This is a genomic window from Promicromonospora sp. Populi, from assembly GCF_041081105.1.
GTDB lineage: Bacteria > Actinomycetota > Actinomycetes > Actinomycetales > Cellulomonadaceae > Promicromonospora.
On sequence record NZ_CP163528.1, the window covers coordinates 1166309 to 1184696 of the forward strand.

Below are 18388 nucleotides of genomic sequence, written 5' to 3' on the forward strand. Positions count from 1 at the left end.
ACGACTGATCGGGCTAGGTCAGATTAGCCTTACCTAACCCAAGGCACCAGGACGCCCAGTGGACCCGATCACACTACGGTGACCTGCGGCTCGGTCGACTCAGGCGGCGAAGAGCAGGAACAGCCCCGCCCAGGTGTAGCCCACCATCAGCAGCACGCCGGGCAGCTCGTCGGCGATGACCAGGGTGTGCTGCCGACCCGGGGCAGCGCGCAGCGCGCGGTCGTGCGCGGCGAGCACCCCCACCAGGTGCCCGGCGATGATGCACACGACCTGGACGACGGCGACGGTGGTTGGGTCGGGCACGAAGCTCACCTCGGCCGACCCGGCCGCGCCTCCTGGTTGGCTCCACTGCTGCACGAGCAGCAGCAGCCCGCGCTGGCCCTCCACGACCAGCAGCGACGCGTAGTGCGCCAGCGTGTAGCCCGCCGCGATCGGGACGAGCGGGAGCGCGATGTCCGCCCGGCGCGTGGTCCACCTCAGGCTGGCCGCCACCAGCACGCACACGCCGACCAGCCCCGCCGTCGAGACCAGCAAGGGGGCGCCGGTCGACTGCACAAAGCCCGCCCAGAGCGGCGAGCCGGACGCGCTGTCGAAGATCGTCGAGCCCCACCACACCGCGACGAACGCCGTGGTGCCCCGCGGGTGAGCCACGGTGGTCAGGCCGGCCAGCGGCGAGCGCAGGACGTACCGCCCGTCGTCGTCCGTCCCCAAGACGCTGAGGCGTCCGGCGAGCTCGGAGTACATCTCGAACCCGTCGCCGCGTGCGAACCACCGCTCGCCCCGCACCAGGCCGAGGCCGAGCTGGACGACGGCGTATCCGGTCAGCCAGACGCCGAGCAGCCGCGGGTCGGTGCGGTCAGGTGCGACCAGCTCCAGCCACACAAACGCGAGAAGCGCGACGGCGGCGGGCCAGTGTCCGGTCCGCCCGGCGCCGTCGTCGAGGCCCGACCGACGGCCGGACTGGCGGCCCGGCTGGCCGCCGGGCTGGCTGCCGGACCGGCTGCCGGGCCGGCCTGCGGGCCGCCGCAGACCCGTGACCGGCACCCGCAGGATCCGGCACAGGGCGGCGTGGATTGTGCGCAGCGGGTTGAGCCCGCGCCAGACGGGGCCAAACAGGATGCTCACCGGCACCAGGCCTACCCACAGCCAGACGAAGAGCAGGTGCGCCGCGGGGTTGGTCGCGTCGTCGGGCCCGAACAGGGCGTTGCCGACGACGTACACCGCCAGCGCGAGCACGAGCAGCCGGAGCGGAAGCCGCCACCATCGCGAGCGCAGGGCGGCGTCGAGCCCGGCGGGGAGGCGCCAGGTGACCCCCGCGCGCGGGGTCCGCCACAGGACCGTGACCGCGAGGAAGGACAGGACCACCGTCACCGCGCCCGCCTGGAGGACGAGGTCGAACGGCAGCGGGAGGTCCTGCGAGCTACCGACGCCGTGGGCCGCCAGCGGCGCGAACTGGGGCGCGAACTGGGGCGCGCAGTGTGGCGCGAAGTGTGGCGCGAAGTGGAGTGTCACCGGACCGCGAGCTGGAGCAGCAGCGTCTCGGGGTGCGCCTCGACGTCGTAGACCCCGGGGGTATCAGCCAGGACCTCCAGGCAGGCAGGCTCCCCGGGCGCGGCCTCCCCCGCCACGTCGTAGCCGTGAACGTGGATCTCGGCCGGGGCGTCCGCCTCGGCCCGGAGCACCACGGTGGTGCCCAGCGGGACCTCGACCCGGTCCGGAGCCGGCTCGACCTGGCCGTCGACCAGCCGCACGTCGATCTCGACGGGTGGGATGTCGGTGGTGAGGTCGCCGCTGCAACCGGCGACCGCTGGCGCGTCTTCCGAGGATGCCGACTCGGAAGTGGCGTCGGCGGCGGTGGCGCCGTCCGAAGCGGCACCATCCGAAGCGGCACCGTCTGAAGCGGCGCCGCCCGAGGTCGCAGCACCTTCCTCCGCGGACCGGGTGGCGGACGGCGGAGCCGATCCCGCCGGGGAGCCGTCCGCGGCGCAGCCCGCGAGCGCGGCCGCGACCACCGCACCGGTGACCATACCGGTGACAAGGCGGCGGGAGCGGGCAATCTTTCGAGTCATGAGTTCTCGCTCTCGGATTGTGCGAAGCCGGTGTCTTGTACCGGCTTGCTGACTCGCCGTGCCACATCCGGCGAGTCAGTGGACTGGTCGGACCGCGACCCTGACTCGGTGTCCCTGGTACGGCGAGTCAGTGGCGTGGTTCCTTGCACCGGGGCGTGCTCCATCGGCTGGGTGGCGTCCGGCTCGGTGCGGGGCGCTAGGGCGCGCAGGGCTCCCGCGCCGGCTACCGCGGCCGCGACACCCGCGCCTAGCACCAGGGCGACGAGGAATCGTTCGAGCGTGGCCGGGCCGGCGACGGGCAGGACGGCGAAGTGGAAGACGGTGAGGTCGGGCAGGACGAAGACCACGCTCAGGCCAGCACCCGCGCAGACGCCGAGCACTCCCGCGGCGCTGCCACGCAAGGCGGCAATTGCGGCGACCACGACCAGGGGCCAGACGAGCAGCCCGATCCCGGTCGCGTCGAGGAAGGTGCCCCACAGCGGCGCCGACTCCACCGCGAGGGTCGCGCCGATCACGTGCACGAGCGACACCGCGACGGTGACAAGACCGGACACCGCGAGCAGCACGTTCGGCCGCCGTGACCGCCTGGCCAGGACGATCAGCGCCGCCGCGATCCCGGCCGCGAGCGCCCACCAGCCCAGGGCGTTCGGCGGCGGCTCGGCGACGAACTCGCCGTCGACCGTCACGGGCACCGTGCCCACCGTCATGGGCACCGACCACGTGCCCGTCGTCGCCTCCCCGAGGTCCCGCTCCAGGGTCGTGGCGCGGCCGTCGATCCAGGTGACGGACTCGCCGTCCGGCACGGACAGCGGACGGTCCTGCCCGCCGCCGGCCGGGATCTCGACGGTTGATCCGGTGTTGTTGCGCACCAGCAGGCGCGCGCCGTCCTCGATCGCACTGACGGTCAGCCCGGGAACCTGCGGCGTCACTGCGACGACGGCGCCGCGCACCTCCGTCGGGCTCAGACCCCCGGCGTGCGCCGACGCCGGGGCAGCCGCGGGCAGCGTCGTGACCACGGTAAGCACCAGAGCCAGGACGACGGCGCGCACCCCCCGGCGCACAACGCTCACTGCCACACCGCTCACTGCGCTGCCGGTGCCTGCGCGGCCGCCGGAACGGACCCGACCTGGAGCCGGCGCACGACGTACGCGGTGCCGGCGCCGGTGAGGCCTACGAGCGACACGAGCCCGCTGATCATGTGCAGGTTCCAGTAGGTTCCGCCTTCTGTGACCGTGCTGACGCCGAGCACCGCGCTCCACACCACGATCGGGGCGACAAAGCCGAGCACTACCCAGCGGGCGTCAGGGGCGAGACGCCGGAAACCGGGCGTCAGGATCCGCGCCGCCAGCTCGACGACGGCGGTCACCACGGTGACGGTGACCGGCAGCCAGGCGTCGGCGGGGTCACCGAGGACCAGGCACATGACAAAAGCGGGGGCCGCCACCAGCGCCGTCGGCGCCCCGAGCGGCAGGTCCCAGCGCCGGGAGAGGATCAAGATGGGGACCAGCAGCAGCACGGTGCTGCCGACGTAGGCGTGGAACATCAGGGCATCCTCGGAGATCGGCCACCACGGTCCGGGACCGGTGCCGAGCATCGGCTCCGCCAGCGCGGACGCGTGCAGTGTGTAGATCTGCACGGGGATCACTGCCAGCACCGCCGAGGCGACCACCGCCACCGCGTCGGCGCCGCGCAGGTGCCGCACGGAGGGGGCCGACGACGCCGAGAGCATCAGCGCCGGCCCGGAGGCCACCAGGACCATGCCCGCGATGATGAAGTAGTGGCTGGGGCTGAAGAAGATCTCCAGGCCCCTCTCGATGCCGAACAGGTTGTGCCAGAGCGTGTCGATGCCGCCGCCGACCAGCAGCAGACCCATCCCGATACCCGGCAGCCGCAAGGCGCTGGGGGTCTCGCGCAGGAGGCTGCGGTAGGTCACGACCTGCGGCAGCCGGGAGCGCAGCAGCCAGAGCAGGGTGAGACCACAGGCCGCGATGCCGGAGTACATCACCGCGTGCCACGGCGTCCAGAACGTCTCCAGGTCGGGAATCGTGGAGTGGGCGAAGGCGTCGAGCTGCAGCCCGGCCACCAGCCACAGGCTTGCCCCGAGGAGGGTCCAGCGCTCGCGCGCGGTGAACTGTGCCGGAGCAGCGGCCGCGGTGCTTGCCGGGATGTTGGCCGGGGTGTTGGCCGGATCAGGGTCGGTGCCGGGCGGCGTGTCGGCGTTCCGGGCGGTCGGCCGGGAAGTGGACCGGGGTGTGGACATCGAGGTGGCTCCCTCTCAGGTTGTCCTGGTGGTCGGTAGGTGGTCACCAGAAACGTATGAAGGGAAGCCCTGCACCCGCGTCCCTCGGAAGAGCCATCCACCCCCTACCCGAGGACCATCTTTCACCCGGTGCGCGGCACTCGAGAGGCGCGTCTGAGAACCGCTCCTGAAATCCAGTGGAGCCGCGTCGCAGCACGCGGCTACCGTGCTGCCGAGCCAAGTCGTCGAACCTGTCGCCGAGCCAAGGACGTGCCGTTGTACACCCTGTGAGACCTCCCGAGCGCTGATCTGTCGCGCGTCGCACCCGTGCGCCGCGCTCCTTCTTGCTGCGGACTTCTCACCGAAACAGGTGTACTCCTGTGCTCAAAAATTGGATGGTCGTACCCACTCGCCTGCCGCTCATCTGCCGCCGTTGCCACGTCTGCGCCTCCGAGCGCTTCCGGGCAAGCGGCAAGTTTCGCGTCAACGCGAACCACAAGCTCATCGACGCCTGGCTCCTCGCGCACTGTGCAGTTTGCGAGGAGACAGCAAAGCTCACGGTCCTGGAACGCGTAGGCGTGCGCTCCATCAGGCCGGAGCTGCTGGACCAGCTGCACAACAACGATCCCGGCCTGATAGTTCAGGTGCTCCAGGATCCGGCTGTGCAGCACCGCAACCGCATCACCCTCGACTGGGACGACGCCTGGCACCTCGACACGGGCGCAGACAACAGCCGAGGAACCAACCGAGATACCGACGGACCGGACCGCCCCGACCACGAGGTCATCGACGTCTCGGTCCGGTTCGGGGCGCGAATCCCCGTCCGGCCGGTGCGACTGATCGCTGAAGGGTGCGGTCTTTCGCGGGGCGAGGTCGAGCGGCTGCTCACTCAGGGCAAACTCATCTCGGTGGACCGGCTGAGCGGCAGACGCTCCAGCGACTTCAGCTTCACGCTCAAGCGCTGAGCACTCCCTCAGGACCACGGGCCTGTCCGGCGCAACACGCCGGGCAGGCCCGTGGGCCGCCCTGGGCCGTCAGCACCCGGTGCGGCTAGCACCCGGTGCAGCTAGCACCCCGTGTCGCAACCGCCCGGAGCCGCTACCGCCCTGGAACCACGAGGCCGTTCTCGTACCCGAACACGACCGCCTGCACCCGGTCGCGCAGGCTGAGCTTCTGCAGCACGCGGCTGACGTGCGACTTGACGGTCTGCTCACTGATCACGAGCGAATCGGCGATCTCGCGGTTGGACAGCCCGCGACTGATCAGCGCGAGCACCTCCCGCTCACGCTCGGTGAGCTTCCGCAGCAGAGGGTGCGTCGCCGGATCGCGTGGCGCGGCCTCGACGAACCGTTCGATCAGGCGCTGGGTGATGCCCGGGGCGAGCAACGCGTCGCCGGCCGCGACGGTCCGGACCGCCGCCGCGAGCTCGTCGGGGCCGGAGTCCTTGAGCAGGAACCCGCTGGCGCCAGCTCGCAGCGCCGCGTACACGTAGTGGTCGGCGTCGAAGGTGGTCAGCATCATCACCCGCGGGCGGACCGGCAGGCCCTTGGCCGGGTCAAGCATCTCGCGGGTGGCGGCGAGGCCGTCGAGCACGGGCATCCGCACGTCCATCAGGACAACGTCGGGCCGCAGCTCGCGCGCCTGCTGCAGCGCGGCGCGGCCGTCGGCGGCGTCACCGGCGACGGTGATGTCGTCATGCGAGTCGAGGATGGCCCGGATGCCCATCCGGATCATCGGCTGGTCGTCGACCACCAGAACCTTGATCGCCCCGTCGGTCATCGGATGCAGCCCCCGCCCGCGGCATCGCGCCCGCCGTCGTCCCCGTCGCCCCCGCCGTCGCGCCCGCCGTCGTCCGGGACAAGTAGCGGGAGCCGCGCCGTGACCCGGAACCCGCCCCCGTCCTGCGGCCCGTGGGAGAAGGCACCGCCGAGGCGGGCCACGCGTTCCCGCATCCCGGTCACGCCGAGCTGGGGGCGCCCCGGGTCGTCGAGCGCCTCGACGCTCCCGGGGATGCCCGCGGTGTTGGTGACGGTGACGGCCAGCCCGGCTCCTTCCGACCCCGCTCCCACCATGGCCACCCGCACCGTGGCGGACGCGCCACGGGCATGCCGGACGACGTTGCTGAGCGCCTCCTGCACGATCCGGTACACGGTGGTGCCCACGGTGTCGGGCACCTGCCGCACCTCCGGCTCGACGACCAGGGTGACAGGTCCGCCGTACCGGCTGGTGGCCTCGACGAGCTCCGGGAGCCGGGCCAGACCGGGCGCCGGGTCGGTCTCCGGCTCGGCGTCGTTCGCGCGCAGCACACCCAGGAGCTGGCGCATCTCACCGAGCGCGCCGCGCGCCGCCGCCGCGATGGCCGTGAACTCCTCGCGCGTCTCCGGGTCGACGTCCGCGAGGCGGTAGGGCGCCGACGTCGCCTGCATGTGGATCACGGACATGCTGTGCGCCACCACGTCGTGCAGCTCCCGCGCGATGCGCGTGCGCTCCTCGACCAGAGTCCGCCGCTCCTGCTCGATCTCGACGTCGCGGTGGGCCGCCGCCAGCTCACCGCGGATCTTCAGCCGGTACCGGTACGCGACCCCGCCGATCAGCGCGATCAGCGAGCACGACCCGAGGACGACCAGGGCCAGCGTGCGGTCCACGCCCTCCTGCTTGTCGCTCTCCACGGAGAGGGCGGCCATCAGGACCGAGACCCCGGCGAGCGTCCACCACGCCCCGACGGCGATCTTCCAGTCGTGGCGCACGGCGATCAGGGCGATATGGGCCACGAGCACGCAGATCGTCATGACCGGGAACTGCACCACTCCGGGCGCGACCAGGTCGATCGTCACGGTCGCGGCGCCCTGCGCCACGGTCGCGACGATCGGATACCTCAGGGCCAGGGGAAGCGCGGCGCAGGACACCGAGCTCGCCACGTAGGCGACGAACGGATCAGCTCCCGCGTGCACGGCCTCCAGCGCCAGGGCGATCATCCCGAAGGCGGCGAGCACCGAGACGCCGGCGGTCCACAGGAAGTCCGACCTGTCGGCAGCGGCGGATCGTCGCGCGCCGATCGTCGGCGCACCGATCGTCACCATGCTGTTCGTCACCACACCGTTCGTCACCACTCGGCTGGTCGTCACCCGCCAATCCTAGGCTCGCTCATCCCGGCCCCTCGTTCCCTCGTGATACGGCGACCCCAGCGCCCGCAACGCTCCGAGGCAATGCACCGACGTCGGCAGCAACATACGGAGGCGCGATCTCCGTTTCTACGCTACCATCAAACGGAGACGACACCTCCGTATCGTCGCAAGCCTCGGAAGCAAGACTCGGAAAGGTAGAAAAATGAGCGAGACAGTCCTCGTCACAGGCGGTACCGGCTACGTGGCCGGCTGGTGCATAGTGGCGCTGCTGGAGCAGGGCTATACGGTGCGCACCACGGTGCGGTCGGTAGCCAAGGAAGAGCAGGTGCGCAAGGCGGTGTCCACGGTGGTCGACCCGGGCGACCGGCTCACCTTCGCCACGGCGGACCTCATGTCGGACGACGGGTGGGACGCCGCCATGGCCGGCGTCTCCTACGTGCTGCACGTGGCGTCCCCGCTGGGACAGGGCGACACGAAGAACCCCGACGAGCTGATCACCCCGGCCCGCGAGGGTGCCCTGCGGGTGCTGCGGGCGGCTACCCAGGCCGGGGTGCGCCGCGTGGTCATGACGTCGGCGGCCAACGCGGCCAGCCCGTCGTCGTACACCACCGACGGGATCACGGACGAGAATCTCTGGACCGTTGACGACCCGTCGCTGCCCGCCTACCGGCGCTCCAAGACCCTCGCGGAGAAGGCGGCGTGGGACTTCATGGCTGCCTACGACGGGCCCACCACCCTGACCACGGTCCTGCCTGGCGCCGTGTTCGGGCCGATCCTGTCGACCGCTACGCTCGGCTCGGTCGGCATCATCGGCCGCATGCTCTCGGGCAAGATGCCCGGGGTGCCGCGAATCGGGCTGGAGGTGGTCGACGTGCGCGACCTGGCCGACCTGCACGTGCGGGCCATGCTCTCCCCCGGCGCCGCAGGGCAGCGGTTCCTCGGCACGGGCGAGTTCGTCTGGATGCAGGACATCGCCGTCGCCCTTCGCAACGGGCTCGGCGACGACGCATCCCGAGTGCGGACCCGGACGCTCCCGAACCTGCTCGTGCGGTTGTCGGCCCTGGCCGACCCCGGCCTGCGGTCGATCACCGTCTCCCTCGGACGGCGCAACCGGCACACCACGGCCAAGGCCGAGCGTGTCCTGGGCTGGACGCCGCGCCCCGCGGCGGAGGCCGTGGTCGCGTGCGGGCGCAGCCTTGTCGAGCACGGAGTGGCGTGAGGGTCGACGACGGCAGCGGGCGCGCCGCGACCCGTCCCGCGCCGCCTCCTGAGCCGGGCCGCGCACCCCGCAAGGACGCGTCCCGCAACCGCGAGCGGCTGATCACCGCGGCCCGGGAGGTGTTCGCCCAGCGAGGGTTCGAGGCAACGCTGGACGACATAGCCCACCACGCCGGGCTCGGCACGGGGACCGCCTACCGGCACTTCCCCAACAAGCAGGCGATCGCCGCCGAGGTGCTCACGGAGGCCACCGAGCAGATAGTCCTCGACGCGCAGGCCGCACTCGACCTCGACGACCCGGCGGCCGCCCTGGAGCTGTTCTTCGAACGCACCTGCGCCCGCCAGGCCGCCGACCGCGGCCTGTACGAGTCGCTGACCGGGCAGGGAAACTACGCGGAACAGGACCGCATCTGGCCGCAGATCATCACCGCGGTCACCGAGCTGTTCGACCGCGCCCAGCGCGCCGGGGTTGTGCGCCCCGACGCCGCACCGCAGGACATCGCGGCGATCTTCGCGCTGCTCGGCCCCGCCTTTGAGATGAGCCGCGCCACCGGCACCGAGCTGTGGCGCCGCTACCTCGGGCTGCTCCTGGACGGTCTCAAGGCGTCGGACGCCGCGGCGTGGGCCGTGCCGCCGCCACCGATCGAGGCCGTCCCGGTCATCCTCGCCACGGGGAAGCGCCAGCGCCAACCGCGTTGACGGACCCGCATGACGTCGCCAGAACTCCTGAAAGGATCAAGAAGTAGCCCACCGCTTGGAGAAGCACCATGAACTCGATCTGGACGGCTTGGACTCCCGATCGGGACGGAACCGTTCGTGTCGCCGACCGCCTACGGCCGCTCACTGGTCGGCGGATCGATGCCGTGCGGTTCGTCGACCTGGAACATGAGCCCGACCTACCGCACTGGGACGAGGGCGACCATGTCCTGCTCGGCCAAGGACTGGAGCTTGATCTTGACGACGGCTCGACGTGGTCAGTGACCTGGGAGCAAGACGGAACGAACTCGGGACTCGGTATCTACCCCGAGCCGCTGATACCGAATCACCTCGTGACCGGACGCTCATGGGCGGCGACCCGGTACTGGAGCCAACACGGGCCCGGAGAAATCGCCTCTATCGAGCTGGGTTGGTTCCAGGCGCCGCCGCATGACGACGCCGGCGCCGAGCCTCCTCACCTCTGTCTCGCCGAGATGGTCCTGGTCGGGACCAACGGCGTGGCAGTGATCGTCCTCGATGACCGGTTCGACGTCCTCGTGTGCTGGTCCCGTGCTGAGGCCCTGCGCGCCGGGAACCTTGGCGACTACGACAAGCGTTACCAGGACCTCATTCGTTGAGCCTGCGGCGCGGGTCTCACTCCCCCATCAGCCCAAGGACTCGTCGGAGGGCACCCGTCGCCGGACGCGCGCCACGATGCTCCGGGTCGCGATCCCGTGGAAGCCCGAGTCGATCACCAGCAGCCGGTAGATCGCGCCGAGCACGCCCGGGAAGATCGCGTCGGTGTGCGCCTCCAGACGCGTGCCGGCGCCGTCGGGCACCAGCCGGAAGGTGAGGGTGTAGACCGAGAACCGGTGGACGCCGTCGAGCACGAGCTGGTCCGGTGGGTCCGCCGTCGTCGCGGTAGCGCCGGGGACCGGTCATGCCCGGGACCCTATCCGCACGGGGCAGCTCAGAACGTCCGGTAGTCCGCGATCGGCAGCTTCGGGCCGCGCCGCGGCGCGCGGTGCCGCCCGTCGAGCGACAGCAGGCGGACCACCCGGTACCGGTGCGGTGCGTACGGCGCCAGCAGCCGGAGCATGCCGGCGTCGTCGGTGCGCTCGCCTGCCAGCGCCCAGCCCACCGCCGCGGGCAGGTGGAAGTCGCCCACCGAGACGGCGTCGGCGTCGCCGAACGCCCGCTGCGCCACCTCGGCCGACGTCCAGACGCCCACTCCCTGCACCTTCTCCAGCCGTGCCCGCGCCTCCGCGCGCGGCATCACGCCCGCCTCCTCCAGCCTCGGCGCCACCAGCGCGCACCGCACCACCGTGCGGGCACGCCCGGGGTCGACGCCGGCGCGGTGCCAGTCCCAGACCGGTATCCGCGCCCAGGCGCGTGCGTCGGGCACCACACGCAGCCCGCCACCCGGCCCACCCGGCCTGTCCGACGGCGCCGGGCCTGGCGCCGGGGTGCCGTACCGCGTCACCAGCCACCGCCAGGCGCGGTGTGCGGTGACCGTCTGCACCCGCTGCTCCAGCACCGCTGGCACTAACGCCTCCAGCACCCGGCCGCTGCGGGCTATCCGCATCCCGGCGGCGCGGCGGTGCGCCTCACGCACCTGCGGGGGCGCGACGAAGCCTGTGACGTCGTCGTCCTCGCCGAGCAGCACCGGCAGCGCCTCGGCGGCCTCCCGGGCGCCGTCGCCCCACAGGTGGACCACCACCTCGTGCGGCCCGGCCGGGACGAACCGCTGCGTGACCGAACCGGTGCGCAGCAGCGACGTCCGCCATAACGACCCGTCGGCGGACCGATGGAACGTGGGATCCGCCGGGCCGTGCCCGAGCGGGCCGAGCGTCAGGCCGACGTCGAGCCGGCGCGGCGACGTGTGGCGGACGGTGAGCACGAACCCAGTGGACCATGACCCGGGAGGATTTTCCGCCACCCGGCGTGGCTCAGGCAGGCCGACCGGGCCCGGCCTCCAGGCGGGCCACCTCGCGTACGACCGTGTCGACCAGCAGCGGGCGGCCGAGCGGGCGAAAGTGGCCCGACAGGGGCAGCTCGATGTTTCGCGCGCCCGGAAGCTGAGCGATGTCGGGGATGTGCGGGTCGAACCGCGGGTACAGGGCGGTGATGCGCTCGTTGACCAGGAGCTCGCCCGCGAGCGCCAGCAGCACCGGGTCACGTGGGTCGAACGAGCGCAGCGCACGGGTGAGCATGTAGCGCGCCCAGCGGGACCCGGCAAACGGCGTGGCGATCGTGACCATGCCGAGCAAGCGCCCGCCGGTCTCCGAGAGCAGGACGCGCTTGCCGATGAGGCCGCCCTTGCTGTGCGCCACGAGGATGGCGCCGGTCAGGCCGGCTCGGTCCAGGTGCTCGACGACGACGTCGGCCGACTCTGGGACGGGGCGCAGGTTGTGCCGCAGGGCGGGGACCGCGTGGATGGGGTGACCCACGCGGGCGAGCGCGATCGCCACGGGTTCCAGGAACTCCCACGTCTCGTAGATGCCGGGCAGGAGCACCACGGGCGCCCGGGTTTCGGGCACCATCTCGCCGAGCGTCGTAGGTGGGCGATCGCCCGGCGTCCCGGGAGCAGTGCCGCTCGCCGCAGCGGGTAGGTCTGCGCGCCGCAAGAGGTGGCGCAGCTGGCGGTCGGCGGCCCAGGCGTAGTCGGCGGCCCAGGCGCTGAGCCGGGCGAGCGTCCCGTCGGGAGAGCGCCGTCGCTGGGTCACCCGATGCACGGTAGCGCCGGAGCGGGCAGGAGATCGATATCGCACCAGGGGTGTGTTGCGGTCTGTAGAAGTTGTCTACTGACCGCAACACACCCCGCGCACTACCTGTCTCCCCTCGCCGCGTCAGCGCCCAGGCTCCCCGTGTCAGCGACCGAGGGCAGCGTGAAGGTGGGCCTGCCCGCGGGCAGCTCAGCCGCGTACGCAGCCAGGTAGGTGTCCAGCCACGTCGCGCGATCACCCTCCGTAGGAGCGTCGTCGGCCGGGTCGTCCAGTGGCAGCGCGAGCTGCGCGTCCTTGATCGTGATCTTCTTCTTGGACGGCGTGTCGACCCACGTGCCGGACTGGACGGAGCCGATCTCGACGGCCAGGCTGTGCCCGGCGGCAAGGGTCCAGTCGGTCGATTCCAGGTCGATGGTCAGCTTGCCCCCGCTGACGACAGCGGCCTGCTCGTCGAACGGGACAGCGGTGCCGTCGGGGGCGACGTCGTGCAGCTCGACCAGCACGTTGCCCGTGCCCTTGGCGGTCAGGGAGATCTTCGGGGTGCCGACCACACGCGTGTCCTGACGCACCGGCGCGGACCGCTTGTACAAACCCGCTACGCCCGGGAACACGACTGGCTGTAACCCCCGCCGCGCGCGGGCTGCCTCCCCCGGTCAGCCCTTGCGGCGCGCGATGGTTCTGCCCAGCCAGACCAGGGGGTCGTAGCGGCGGTCCGCCACGCGCTCCTTCATCGGGATCAGGGCGTTGTCGGTGATGTGGATGCCCTCCGGGCAGACGTCGGTGCAGCACTTCGTGATGTTGCAGCGGCCGAGCCCGTGCTCCTCCTGCGCCGCGGGCACCCGGTCCGCGACGTCGAGCGGGTGCATCTCCAGCTCGGCAACCCGCATGAGGAAGCGCGGCCCGGCGAACGACTCCTTGTTCTCCTCGTGGTCGCGCACCACGTGGCACGTGTCCTGGCACAGGAAGCACTCGATGCACTTGCGGAACTCCTGCGAGCGCTCGACGTCGGCCTGCGCCATCCGGTACTCGCCCGGCGCCAGCCCGGCCGGCGGCGTGAACGACTGGACCTCACGCGCCTTGGCGTAGTTGAACGACACGTCCGTGACGAGGTCGCGGATCACCGGGAACGTGCGCATCGGCGTCACCGTCACCACCTCGTCGCGCTCGAACACGGACATGCGCGTCATGCACAGCAGCCGCGGCTTGCCGTTGATCTCCGCCGAGCACGACCCGCACTTGCCCGCCTTGCAGTTCCACCGCACCGCGAGGTCCGGGGTCTGCGTAGCCTGCAGGCGGTGCAGGATGTCGAGCACCACCTCGCCCTCGTTCACCTCGACCTCGTAGTCCGCCAGGTCGCCGCCCACTGCGTCCCCGCGCCAGACGCGGAACCTGCCCGGATAGCTCATGCCGGCCCTCCCTCGGGACGTACGGTCAGCTCAGGATGTGCCGTCAGCTCGGCGGCCGTGTAGTACTTCTCCAGCTCGGACAGCTCGAACAGCGCGAGCAGGTCCGCCCGCATCGGCACCCGTTCGGCGGGGTCGACGACGACGCGCGGCACCACCGGATCGCCCTCCGCACCGCCGGTGCGGCTCACCAGGACCCGGTGCCGCCACTCGGCGTCGAGCACCGGGTGGTCCTCCCGGGTGTGCCCGCCGCGGCTCTCGGTGCGCAGCAGGGCGGAGGACGCCACCGCCTCGCTGACCATCAGCATGTTCCGCAGGTCCAGCGCCAGGTGCCAGCCCGGGTTGTACTGCCGGTGCCCCTCGACGACGACGGAGCGCAACCGGGCGCGCAGCTCGCCGAGCCGCTCCAGCGCGTCGCGCATCTCCTGCTCCCGGCGGATGATGCCGACCAGGTCGTTCATCACCTGCTGGAGCTCGGCATGCAGGGTGTACGGGTTCTCGCCGACGCCGGAGCCGGCCCCGCCGTCGGCCGGCTCGGCCGGCTCGACCGGCTCGACCGGCTCGAACGGCGCCAGCGCCATCTGCGCCGCCGCGTCGACGTCGTCCTCCCGGAGCACGGGACGCTGCGCGAGCCCGGAGACGTAGTCCGCCGCGCCGAGCCCGGCGCGGCGGCCGAACACCAGCAGGTCCGACAGGGAGTTGCCGCCCAGGCGGTTCGAGCCGTGCATCCCGCCGGAGCACTCCCCCGCCGCGAACAGGCCCGGCACGTTGGACTGCCCGGAGTCCGGGTCGACGCCGATCCCGCCCATCACGTAGTGGCACGTGGGGCCGACCTCCATTGGCTCGGCGGTGATGTCGACGTCGGCCAGCTCCTTGAACTGGTGGTACATCGACGGCAGGCGCCGCCGGATCTCGTCGGCGGGCAGGCGGCTCGCGATGTCGAGGAACACACCCCCGTGCGGCGAGCCCCGCCCCTCCTTGACCTCCGTGTTGATGGCCCGGGCCACCTCGTCGCGCGGCAGCAGGTCGGGGGTGCGGCGGTTGGCGTCCTGGTCCTGGTACCAGCGGTCGGCCTCGTCCTCGGACTCGGCGTACTGCCCCTTGAACACGGCCGGGACGTAGTCGAACATGAAGCGCTTGTCGTCCGAGTTCTTGAGCACACCGCCGTCGCCGCGCACACCCTCGGTCACGAGGATGCCCTTGACGCTGGGCGGCCAGACCATGCCGGTCGGGTGGAACTGGACAAACTCCATGTCGATCAGGTCGGCGCCCGCGCGCATCGCGAGCGCGTGCCCGTCGCCCGTGTACTCCCACGAGTTGGATGTCACCTTGAACGACTTGCCGATCCCGCCGGTGGCCAGCACGACGGCGGGGGCGGAGAACACCACGAAGCCGCCCGACTCCCGCCAGTACCCGAACGCCCCGGCGATCGCGCCGCCGTCGCCGGTGCCGGTGCCCGTGCCCGTGCCCGTGCCCGGATCCTTCAGCAGCTCGGTGACCGTGCACTCCGCGAACACCCGCAGCCGCGCCTCGTAGTCGCCCGTGGCCGCAAAGTCCTCCTGCTGCAGCGCCACGATGCGCTGCTGCATGGTGCGGATCAGCTCCAGCCCGGTGCGGTCGCCCACGTGCGCGAGCCGCGGATAGGTGTGGCCGCCGAAGTTGCGCTGGCTGATCCGCCCGTCCGGGGTGCGGTCGAACAGCGCGCCGTACGTCTCCAGCTCCCACACCCGGTCGGGCGCCTCCTTGGCGTGCAGCTCCGCCATCCGCCAGTTGTTCAGGAACTTGCCGCCACGCATGGTGTCGCGGAAGTGCACCTGCCAGGAGTCGTTGTCGTTCACGTTGCCCATGGCCGCGGCGCACCCGCCCTCGGCCATCACCGTGTGCGCCTTGCCGAACAGCGACTTGCAGACGATCGCGGTGCGCAGGCCACGCTCGCGCGCCTCGATCGCCGCGCGCAGCCCGGCACCGCCGGCGCCGATGACGAGGACGTCGTACTCGTGCCTTTCGAACTGCTGGTGCCTTTCGAACTGCTGGTGCCGTTCGATCTCGCTCAAGTGCGGGCTCCCTCGTGGGTGGTCATCCGATGAGTCGCAGGTCCGTGATCGCGCCGCGCGCCACGAGCATCACGTACAGGTCGGTCAGGATGAGCGTGGCGAGCGTGATCCACGCGAACATCGAGTGCCGCGTGTTGAGCGCCGAGACCTTGGTCCACAACCAGTACCGCACCGGGTGCTTCGAGAAGTGCGTGAGCCGGCCGCCCATGATGTGCCGGCACGAGTGGCACGACGCCGTGTAGCACCACAGGAGCGCGACGTTCACCAGCAGCACGAGGTTGCCCACGCCGACCACGAATCCGTCGGTGGGATGCCGGAACGCGACTATCGCGTCGTAGGTGTTGATCAGCGAGATGAGCACCGCGAGGTAGAAGAAGTAGCGGTGGGCGTTCTGCAGGATCAGCGGGAAGCGCGTCTCACCGGTCTGCCGCGCGTGCGGCTCCGGCACGGCGCACGCCACGGGCGCGAGCACGAACGAGCGGTAGTACGCCTTGCGGTAGTAGTAGCAGGTGAGCCGGAACAGCAGCAGGAACGGCAGGGTGAGCGCCGCGTACGGGAGGAGCGGGTGGTCGGGCAGGAACATCCCGAAGTGCGACGAGCCCGGCTCCGACGCGCACCCGAGGGACACGCAGGGTGAGTAGAACGGCGTCAGGTACCGCTCGTCCGCGAAGAAGTACTGCTGCTGGAACGCCCGGACCGTGGCGTAGACGATGAAGGTCAGCAGGCCGAGGGTCGTCGCCGTCGGCGGCAGCCACCACCGGTCCGACCGCAGCGTTCGCGCCTCGATCGTGGCACGCCCCGGGCTGTCGACGCCGCGTGCGCCGACCCCTCGTGCGGTGGTCGTCACGACCGGTCGCCGTGGTAGCCGCCGAGTCCTTCGTCGTCGGCATCACTGAACATCGTCTGGTCGTGCGGGGTATCCGGGACGATCACATGGTCCGGCAGGTAGCCGGGTGTGGCCGCCGGGCGGAGGGGCTGCGCCGTGGCGAGCTCGCCGGCGTCGATCTCCAGCCGTTCGAGGTCGTTCACGAGCCGGCGTACCTCGGGGGCGTCGCCGAACGCGTTGCGGACCTCGGCGACGCTGGTGCGCAGCTGCTCGATCGAGCGGCGCAGCGTCGCGAACTCGGTGGTCGTCATCGAACCCCTCCTAGGCGACGCGCCCCACCCCGTCGTGAGGTGCGTCACACCAGACTCTGCCGTGAACGCACAGGTTAAGCAAGGGCAGTGTTAGGCAAGCCACTGCTATGCGTGCGCGCTGGTGGCACGGGCGCCGCGCGCACCGGCTCACGGCACGAACGCGGCCACGTCCACCGGCTCGGTCAGCACACCGTTGGCCAGCGCCATGTCTGCGAGCGCCTGCAGGGCATCGGCGTCGACGTCGGCGCGGAAGTCCTCCAGCACCACGCTCTCGGCCAGCGCGGGCTCCATCTCCAGGAAGTCGGCGAGGGTGGCACGCAGCTCGTCGTCGTGCGCCTCGGCGTAGGCGGTCACCTCGTCGACGGCGGCGGCGAACGCCGCGACCAGCTCCGGGTCCTGCTCGGACCCGGTCACCACGACCATCGTGGGCACACCCGGCATCGTCTCCTGGTAGTTCGCGCTGATCTGGACGTTGCCGGACTCGGCGAGCACGGTCTGGAAGGGTTCCGGCACCCAGGCGGCGTCGATGTCGCCCCGGTCGAGGGCCGCCGGCATGTCGGGGAAGCCCAGCTCGACGAAGTTGATGGTGGCGGGGTCGCCGCCGTCGGCCTCGACCACCTCGCGGATCGACACCTCGCCCATGGTCCGCAGCGTGTTCACCGCCACGACCTTGCCCGCCAGGTCTCCGGCCGACTCGATGCCGGAGTCCGGTGCGGCCCAGACGCTGTTGACGTCCTCGCCCTCGGTCTTGGAGCTCGAGTAGCCGGTGACCATCCGCACCGGTACGCCCTGCTCCTGGGCGACCATGATGGTCAGCGGGTTGGAGATGGCGAACTGGGTCTCCCCCGCCACCACTGCCGGCAGCAGCTCGGCGCCGCCCTTGCCGGTGCTGAGCTCCACGTCGAACCCGTGCTCGGCGAAGATCCCCTGGTCGACGCCGAGCTGCAGGGCCGCGCTCGGGACGATCGGCAGCACACCCATCGTGATGGGCACCGCCTCGCCGTCGGCGGGGGCGCCGGCACCCGCGGGCGCACCGCCGGCGCAGCCGGCAAGTACCGCTGCGGCGGCGGTCAGGGCGATCGCCTTGACCCTGGTCCGTCCGGCAGCCCGTGCCGTGGCCCGTCGTGCGGGTAGCACCCACGTCGTTGTGAGCATGTCCGTCTCCTTCGGTCGGGGGTGGCGCCCGCGCCACCCGGTGTTGGTGCAGGTCACTCCCGTGTGCCGGCCCCCACCTGGGCGGGTCGGACGATGCGGTGCAGCAGGTTGTGCAGGGTGGTGCGCTCGGCCGGGTCGAGATCGGCGAGCAGGTCGTCGAGGGAGTCCTCGATACGCAGTCGGCCGACGGCGTAGGCCTCCAGCCCGGCAGCCGTCGCGGCGACTGCATAACGACGGCGGTCCGCCGGGTCCCGCCGTCGTTCGACGAGGCCCTTGTCCTGGAGCCCGTCCACGAGCGCCACGATCTGGCTCGGGTCGAGCCGTAGCTGCCCGGCGAGGTCGCGCTGGCTGGGTCCGTCGCCCAGGATCGCCTGCTCCAGCACGGAGTACGCCCGTGCGTCCAGAGCAGCCACGACGCCTGGCGCCGCACGCAGCGCGTGGTTGGCCGCCGAGGTGCCGCGAGCGGCGGCGACGGCGAGCAGCAAGCCGATGTTCTCCCGATCCATGGCGGCAGCCTACGCCGATTTCGGTGTAGAACTCAATCATTGACTTTCTCAACGGTTGCT

General features: G+C 71.5%; 20 protein-coding genes. 4 read left to right on the forward strand and 16 right to left on the reverse strand.

Going from position 1 to position 18388, the window contains the following annotated elements:
- Nucleotides 1–99: 99 nt before the first annotated feature.
- Genes AB1046_RS05255 through AB1046_RS05270 form a run of 4 tightly spaced genes read right to left on the reverse strand, consistent with a single transcriptional unit; the run spans nucleotide 100 to nucleotide 4329 of the window.
- Nucleotides 100–1512 carry a hypothetical protein gene (locus tag AB1046_RS05255; RefSeq protein ID WP_369373055.1) on the reverse strand — a complete coding sequence of 471 codons (1413 nt, stop codon included), beginning with the start codon at nucleotides 1510–1512 and terminating at the stop codon, nucleotides 100–102.
- Nucleotides 1509–2069, reverse strand: a complete 561-nt coding sequence (locus tag AB1046_RS05260; RefSeq protein WP_369373057.1) for a hypothetical protein — start codon at nucleotides 2067–2069, stop codon at nucleotides 1509–1511. The genes AB1046_RS05255 and AB1046_RS05260 overlap by 4 nt, the downstream gene beginning before the upstream one ends.
- Nucleotides 2066–3139 carry a hypothetical protein gene (locus tag AB1046_RS05265; RefSeq protein WP_369373059.1) on the reverse strand — a complete coding sequence of 358 codons (1074 nt, stop codon included), beginning with the start codon at nucleotides 3137–3139 and terminating at the stop codon, nucleotides 2066–2068. Before AB1046_RS05265 ends, AB1046_RS05260 begins: the two co-directional genes overlap by 4 nt.
- Nucleotides 3140–3150: 11 nt before the next feature.
- On the reverse strand, nucleotides 3151–4329 hold the full coding sequence (locus AB1046_RS05270; protein WP_369373061.1) for a hypothetical protein: 1179 nt from the start codon (nucleotides 4327–4329) through the stop codon (nucleotides 3151–3153).
- A 374-nt stretch (nucleotides 4330–4703) separates the two neighbouring features.
- Here AB1046_RS05270 and AB1046_RS05275 point away from each other — a divergent pair, with 374 nt between their 5' ends.
- Nucleotides 4704–5273: a DUF1062 domain-containing protein gene (locus AB1046_RS05275; RefSeq protein ID WP_369373063.1), complete on the forward strand. Its 570-nt coding sequence runs from the start codon at nucleotides 4704–4706 to the stop codon at nucleotides 5271–5273.
- A gap of 133 nt (nucleotides 5274–5406) precedes the next feature.
- Here AB1046_RS05275 and AB1046_RS05280 read toward each other — a convergent pair whose 3' ends face one another.
- Nucleotides 5407–6087, reverse strand: a complete 681-nt coding sequence (locus tag AB1046_RS05280) for a response regulator (RefSeq protein ID WP_369373065.1) — start codon at nucleotides 6085–6087, stop codon at nucleotides 5407–5409.
- Nucleotides 6084–7433 carry a sensor histidine kinase gene (locus tag AB1046_RS05285; RefSeq protein WP_369373067.1) on the reverse strand — a complete coding sequence of 450 codons (1350 nt, stop codon included), beginning with the start codon at nucleotides 7431–7433 and terminating at the stop codon, nucleotides 6084–6086. Before AB1046_RS05285 ends, AB1046_RS05280 begins: the two co-directional genes overlap by 4 nt.
- A 202-nt stretch (nucleotides 7434–7635) precedes the next feature.
- Here AB1046_RS05285 and AB1046_RS05290 point away from each other — a divergent pair, with 202 nt between their 5' ends.
- The 3 genes from AB1046_RS05290 to AB1046_RS05300 all read left to right on the forward strand — a co-directional run bounded on the left by AB1046_RS05290 (nucleotide 7636) and on the right by AB1046_RS05300 (nucleotide 9985).
- Entirely contained in the window at nucleotides 7636–8652 is a 1017-nt protein-coding gene (locus tag AB1046_RS05290; protein ID WP_369373069.1) for an NAD-dependent epimerase/dehydratase family protein, read from the forward strand.
- A complete protein-coding gene (locus tag AB1046_RS05295) occupies nucleotides 8649–9350 on the forward strand; it encodes a TetR/AcrR family transcriptional regulator (protein WP_369373071.1) in 702 nt (233 codons plus the stop codon). Before AB1046_RS05290 ends, AB1046_RS05295 begins: the two co-directional genes overlap by 4 nt.
- A 164-nt stretch (nucleotides 9351–9514) precedes the next feature.
- A complete protein-coding gene (locus tag AB1046_RS05300; protein WP_369373074.1) occupies nucleotides 9515–9985 on the forward strand; it encodes a hypothetical protein in 471 nt (156 codons plus the stop codon).
- Between the two features lie 27 nt (nucleotides 9986–10012).
- On the opposite strand, the gene AB1046_RS05305 is transcribed toward AB1046_RS05300, so the two are convergent.
- The 10 genes from AB1046_RS05305 to AB1046_RS05350 all read right to left on the reverse strand — a co-directional run bounded on the left by AB1046_RS05305 (nucleotide 10013) and on the right by AB1046_RS05350 (nucleotide 18328).
- Complete coding sequence (locus tag AB1046_RS05305) at nucleotides 10013–10237, reverse strand: hypothetical protein (RefSeq protein WP_369373076.1); 225 nt, start codon at nucleotides 10235–10237, stop codon at nucleotides 10013–10015.
- Nucleotides 10238–10317: 80 nt separating this feature from the next.
- A complete protein-coding gene (locus AB1046_RS05310; RefSeq protein ID WP_369373078.1) occupies nucleotides 10318–11247 on the reverse strand; it encodes a DNA-3-methyladenine glycosylase in 930 nt (309 codons plus the stop codon).
- Between the two features lie 49 nt (nucleotides 11248–11296).
- Nucleotides 11297–12073 (reverse strand): esterase/lipase family protein, encoded by a 777-nt coding sequence (locus AB1046_RS05315; protein WP_369373081.1) that lies wholly within the window; start codon nucleotides 12071–12073, stop codon nucleotides 11297–11299.
- A 101-nt stretch (nucleotides 12074–12174) separates the two neighbouring features.
- The gene (locus AB1046_RS05320; RefSeq protein WP_369373084.1) at nucleotides 12175–12684 is read right to left on the reverse strand and encodes a CocE/NonD family hydrolase; all 510 of its coding nucleotides are present in this window, start codon (nucleotides 12682–12684) and stop codon (nucleotides 12175–12177) included.
- 42 nt (nucleotides 12685–12726) lie between these two features.
- Entirely contained in the window at nucleotides 12727–13479 is a 753-nt protein-coding gene (locus tag AB1046_RS05325; RefSeq protein WP_369373086.1) for a succinate dehydrogenase/fumarate reductase iron-sulfur subunit, read from the reverse strand.
- Nucleotides 13476–15530: a fumarate reductase/succinate dehydrogenase flavoprotein subunit gene (locus AB1046_RS05330; protein ID WP_369373088.1), complete on the reverse strand. Its 2055-nt coding sequence runs from the start codon at nucleotides 15528–15530 to the stop codon at nucleotides 13476–13478. Before AB1046_RS05330 ends, AB1046_RS05325 begins: the two co-directional genes overlap by 4 nt.
- A gap of 22 nt (nucleotides 15531–15552) precedes the next feature.
- The gene (locus AB1046_RS05335; RefSeq protein ID WP_369373090.1) at nucleotides 15553–16377 is read right to left on the reverse strand and encodes a hypothetical protein; all 825 of its coding nucleotides are present in this window, start codon (nucleotides 16375–16377) and stop codon (nucleotides 15553–15555) included.
- Nucleotides 16374–16667 (reverse strand): hypothetical protein, encoded by a 294-nt coding sequence (locus tag AB1046_RS05340; RefSeq protein ID WP_369373093.1) that lies wholly within the window; start codon nucleotides 16665–16667, stop codon nucleotides 16374–16376. Before AB1046_RS05340 ends, AB1046_RS05335 begins: the two co-directional genes overlap by 4 nt.
- Nucleotides 16668–16814: 147 nt before the next feature.
- Nucleotides 16815–17822, reverse strand: a complete 1008-nt coding sequence (locus AB1046_RS05345) for an ABC transporter substrate-binding protein (protein ID WP_369373095.1) — start codon at nucleotides 17820–17822, stop codon at nucleotides 16815–16817.
- A gap of 53 nt (nucleotides 17823–17875) precedes the next feature.
- Nucleotides 17876–18328, reverse strand: a complete 453-nt coding sequence (locus AB1046_RS05350; RefSeq protein WP_369373097.1) for a MarR family transcriptional regulator — start codon at nucleotides 18326–18328, stop codon at nucleotides 17876–17878.
- Nucleotides 18329–18388 lie beyond the last annotated feature (60 nt).

What these genes read in the sequence shown, in the direction of transcription:
- AB1046_RS05325 (WP_369373086.1), bottom strand. Translation starts at nt 13,479, where the DNA reads ATGAGCTATCCGGGCAGGTTCCGCGTCTGGCGCGGGGACGCAGTGGGC.
- AB1046_RS05270 (WP_369373061.1), bottom strand. Translation starts at nt 4,329, where the DNA reads ATGTCCACACCCCGGTCCACTTCCCGGCCGACCGCCCGGAACGCCGAC.
- AB1046_RS05290 (WP_369373069.1), top strand. Translation starts at nt 7,636, where the DNA reads ATGAGCGAGACAGTCCTCGTCACAGGCGGTACCGGCTACGTGGCCGGC.
- AB1046_RS05340 (WP_369373093.1), bottom strand. Translation starts at nt 16,667, where the DNA reads ATGACGACCACCGAGTTCGCGACGCTGCGCCGCTCGATCGAGCAGCTG.
- AB1046_RS05350 (WP_369373097.1), bottom strand. Translation starts at nt 18,328, where the DNA reads ATGGATCGGGAGAACATCGGCTTGCTGCTCGCCGTCGCCGCCGCTCGC.
- AB1046_RS05345 (WP_369373095.1), bottom strand. Translation starts at nt 17,822, where the DNA reads ATGCTCACAACGACGTGGGTGCTACCCGCACGACGGGCCACGGCACGG.
- AB1046_RS05280 (WP_369373065.1), bottom strand. Translation starts at nt 6,087, where the DNA reads ATGACCGACGGGGCGATCAAGGTTCTGGTGGTCGACGACCAGCCGATG.
- AB1046_RS05275 (WP_369373063.1), top strand. Translation starts at nt 4,704, where the DNA reads ATGGTCGTACCCACTCGCCTGCCGCTCATCTGCCGCCGTTGCCACGTC.
- AB1046_RS05260 (WP_369373057.1), bottom strand. Translation starts at nt 2,069, where the DNA reads ATGACTCGAAAGATTGCCCGCTCCCGCCGCCTTGTCACCGGTATGGTC.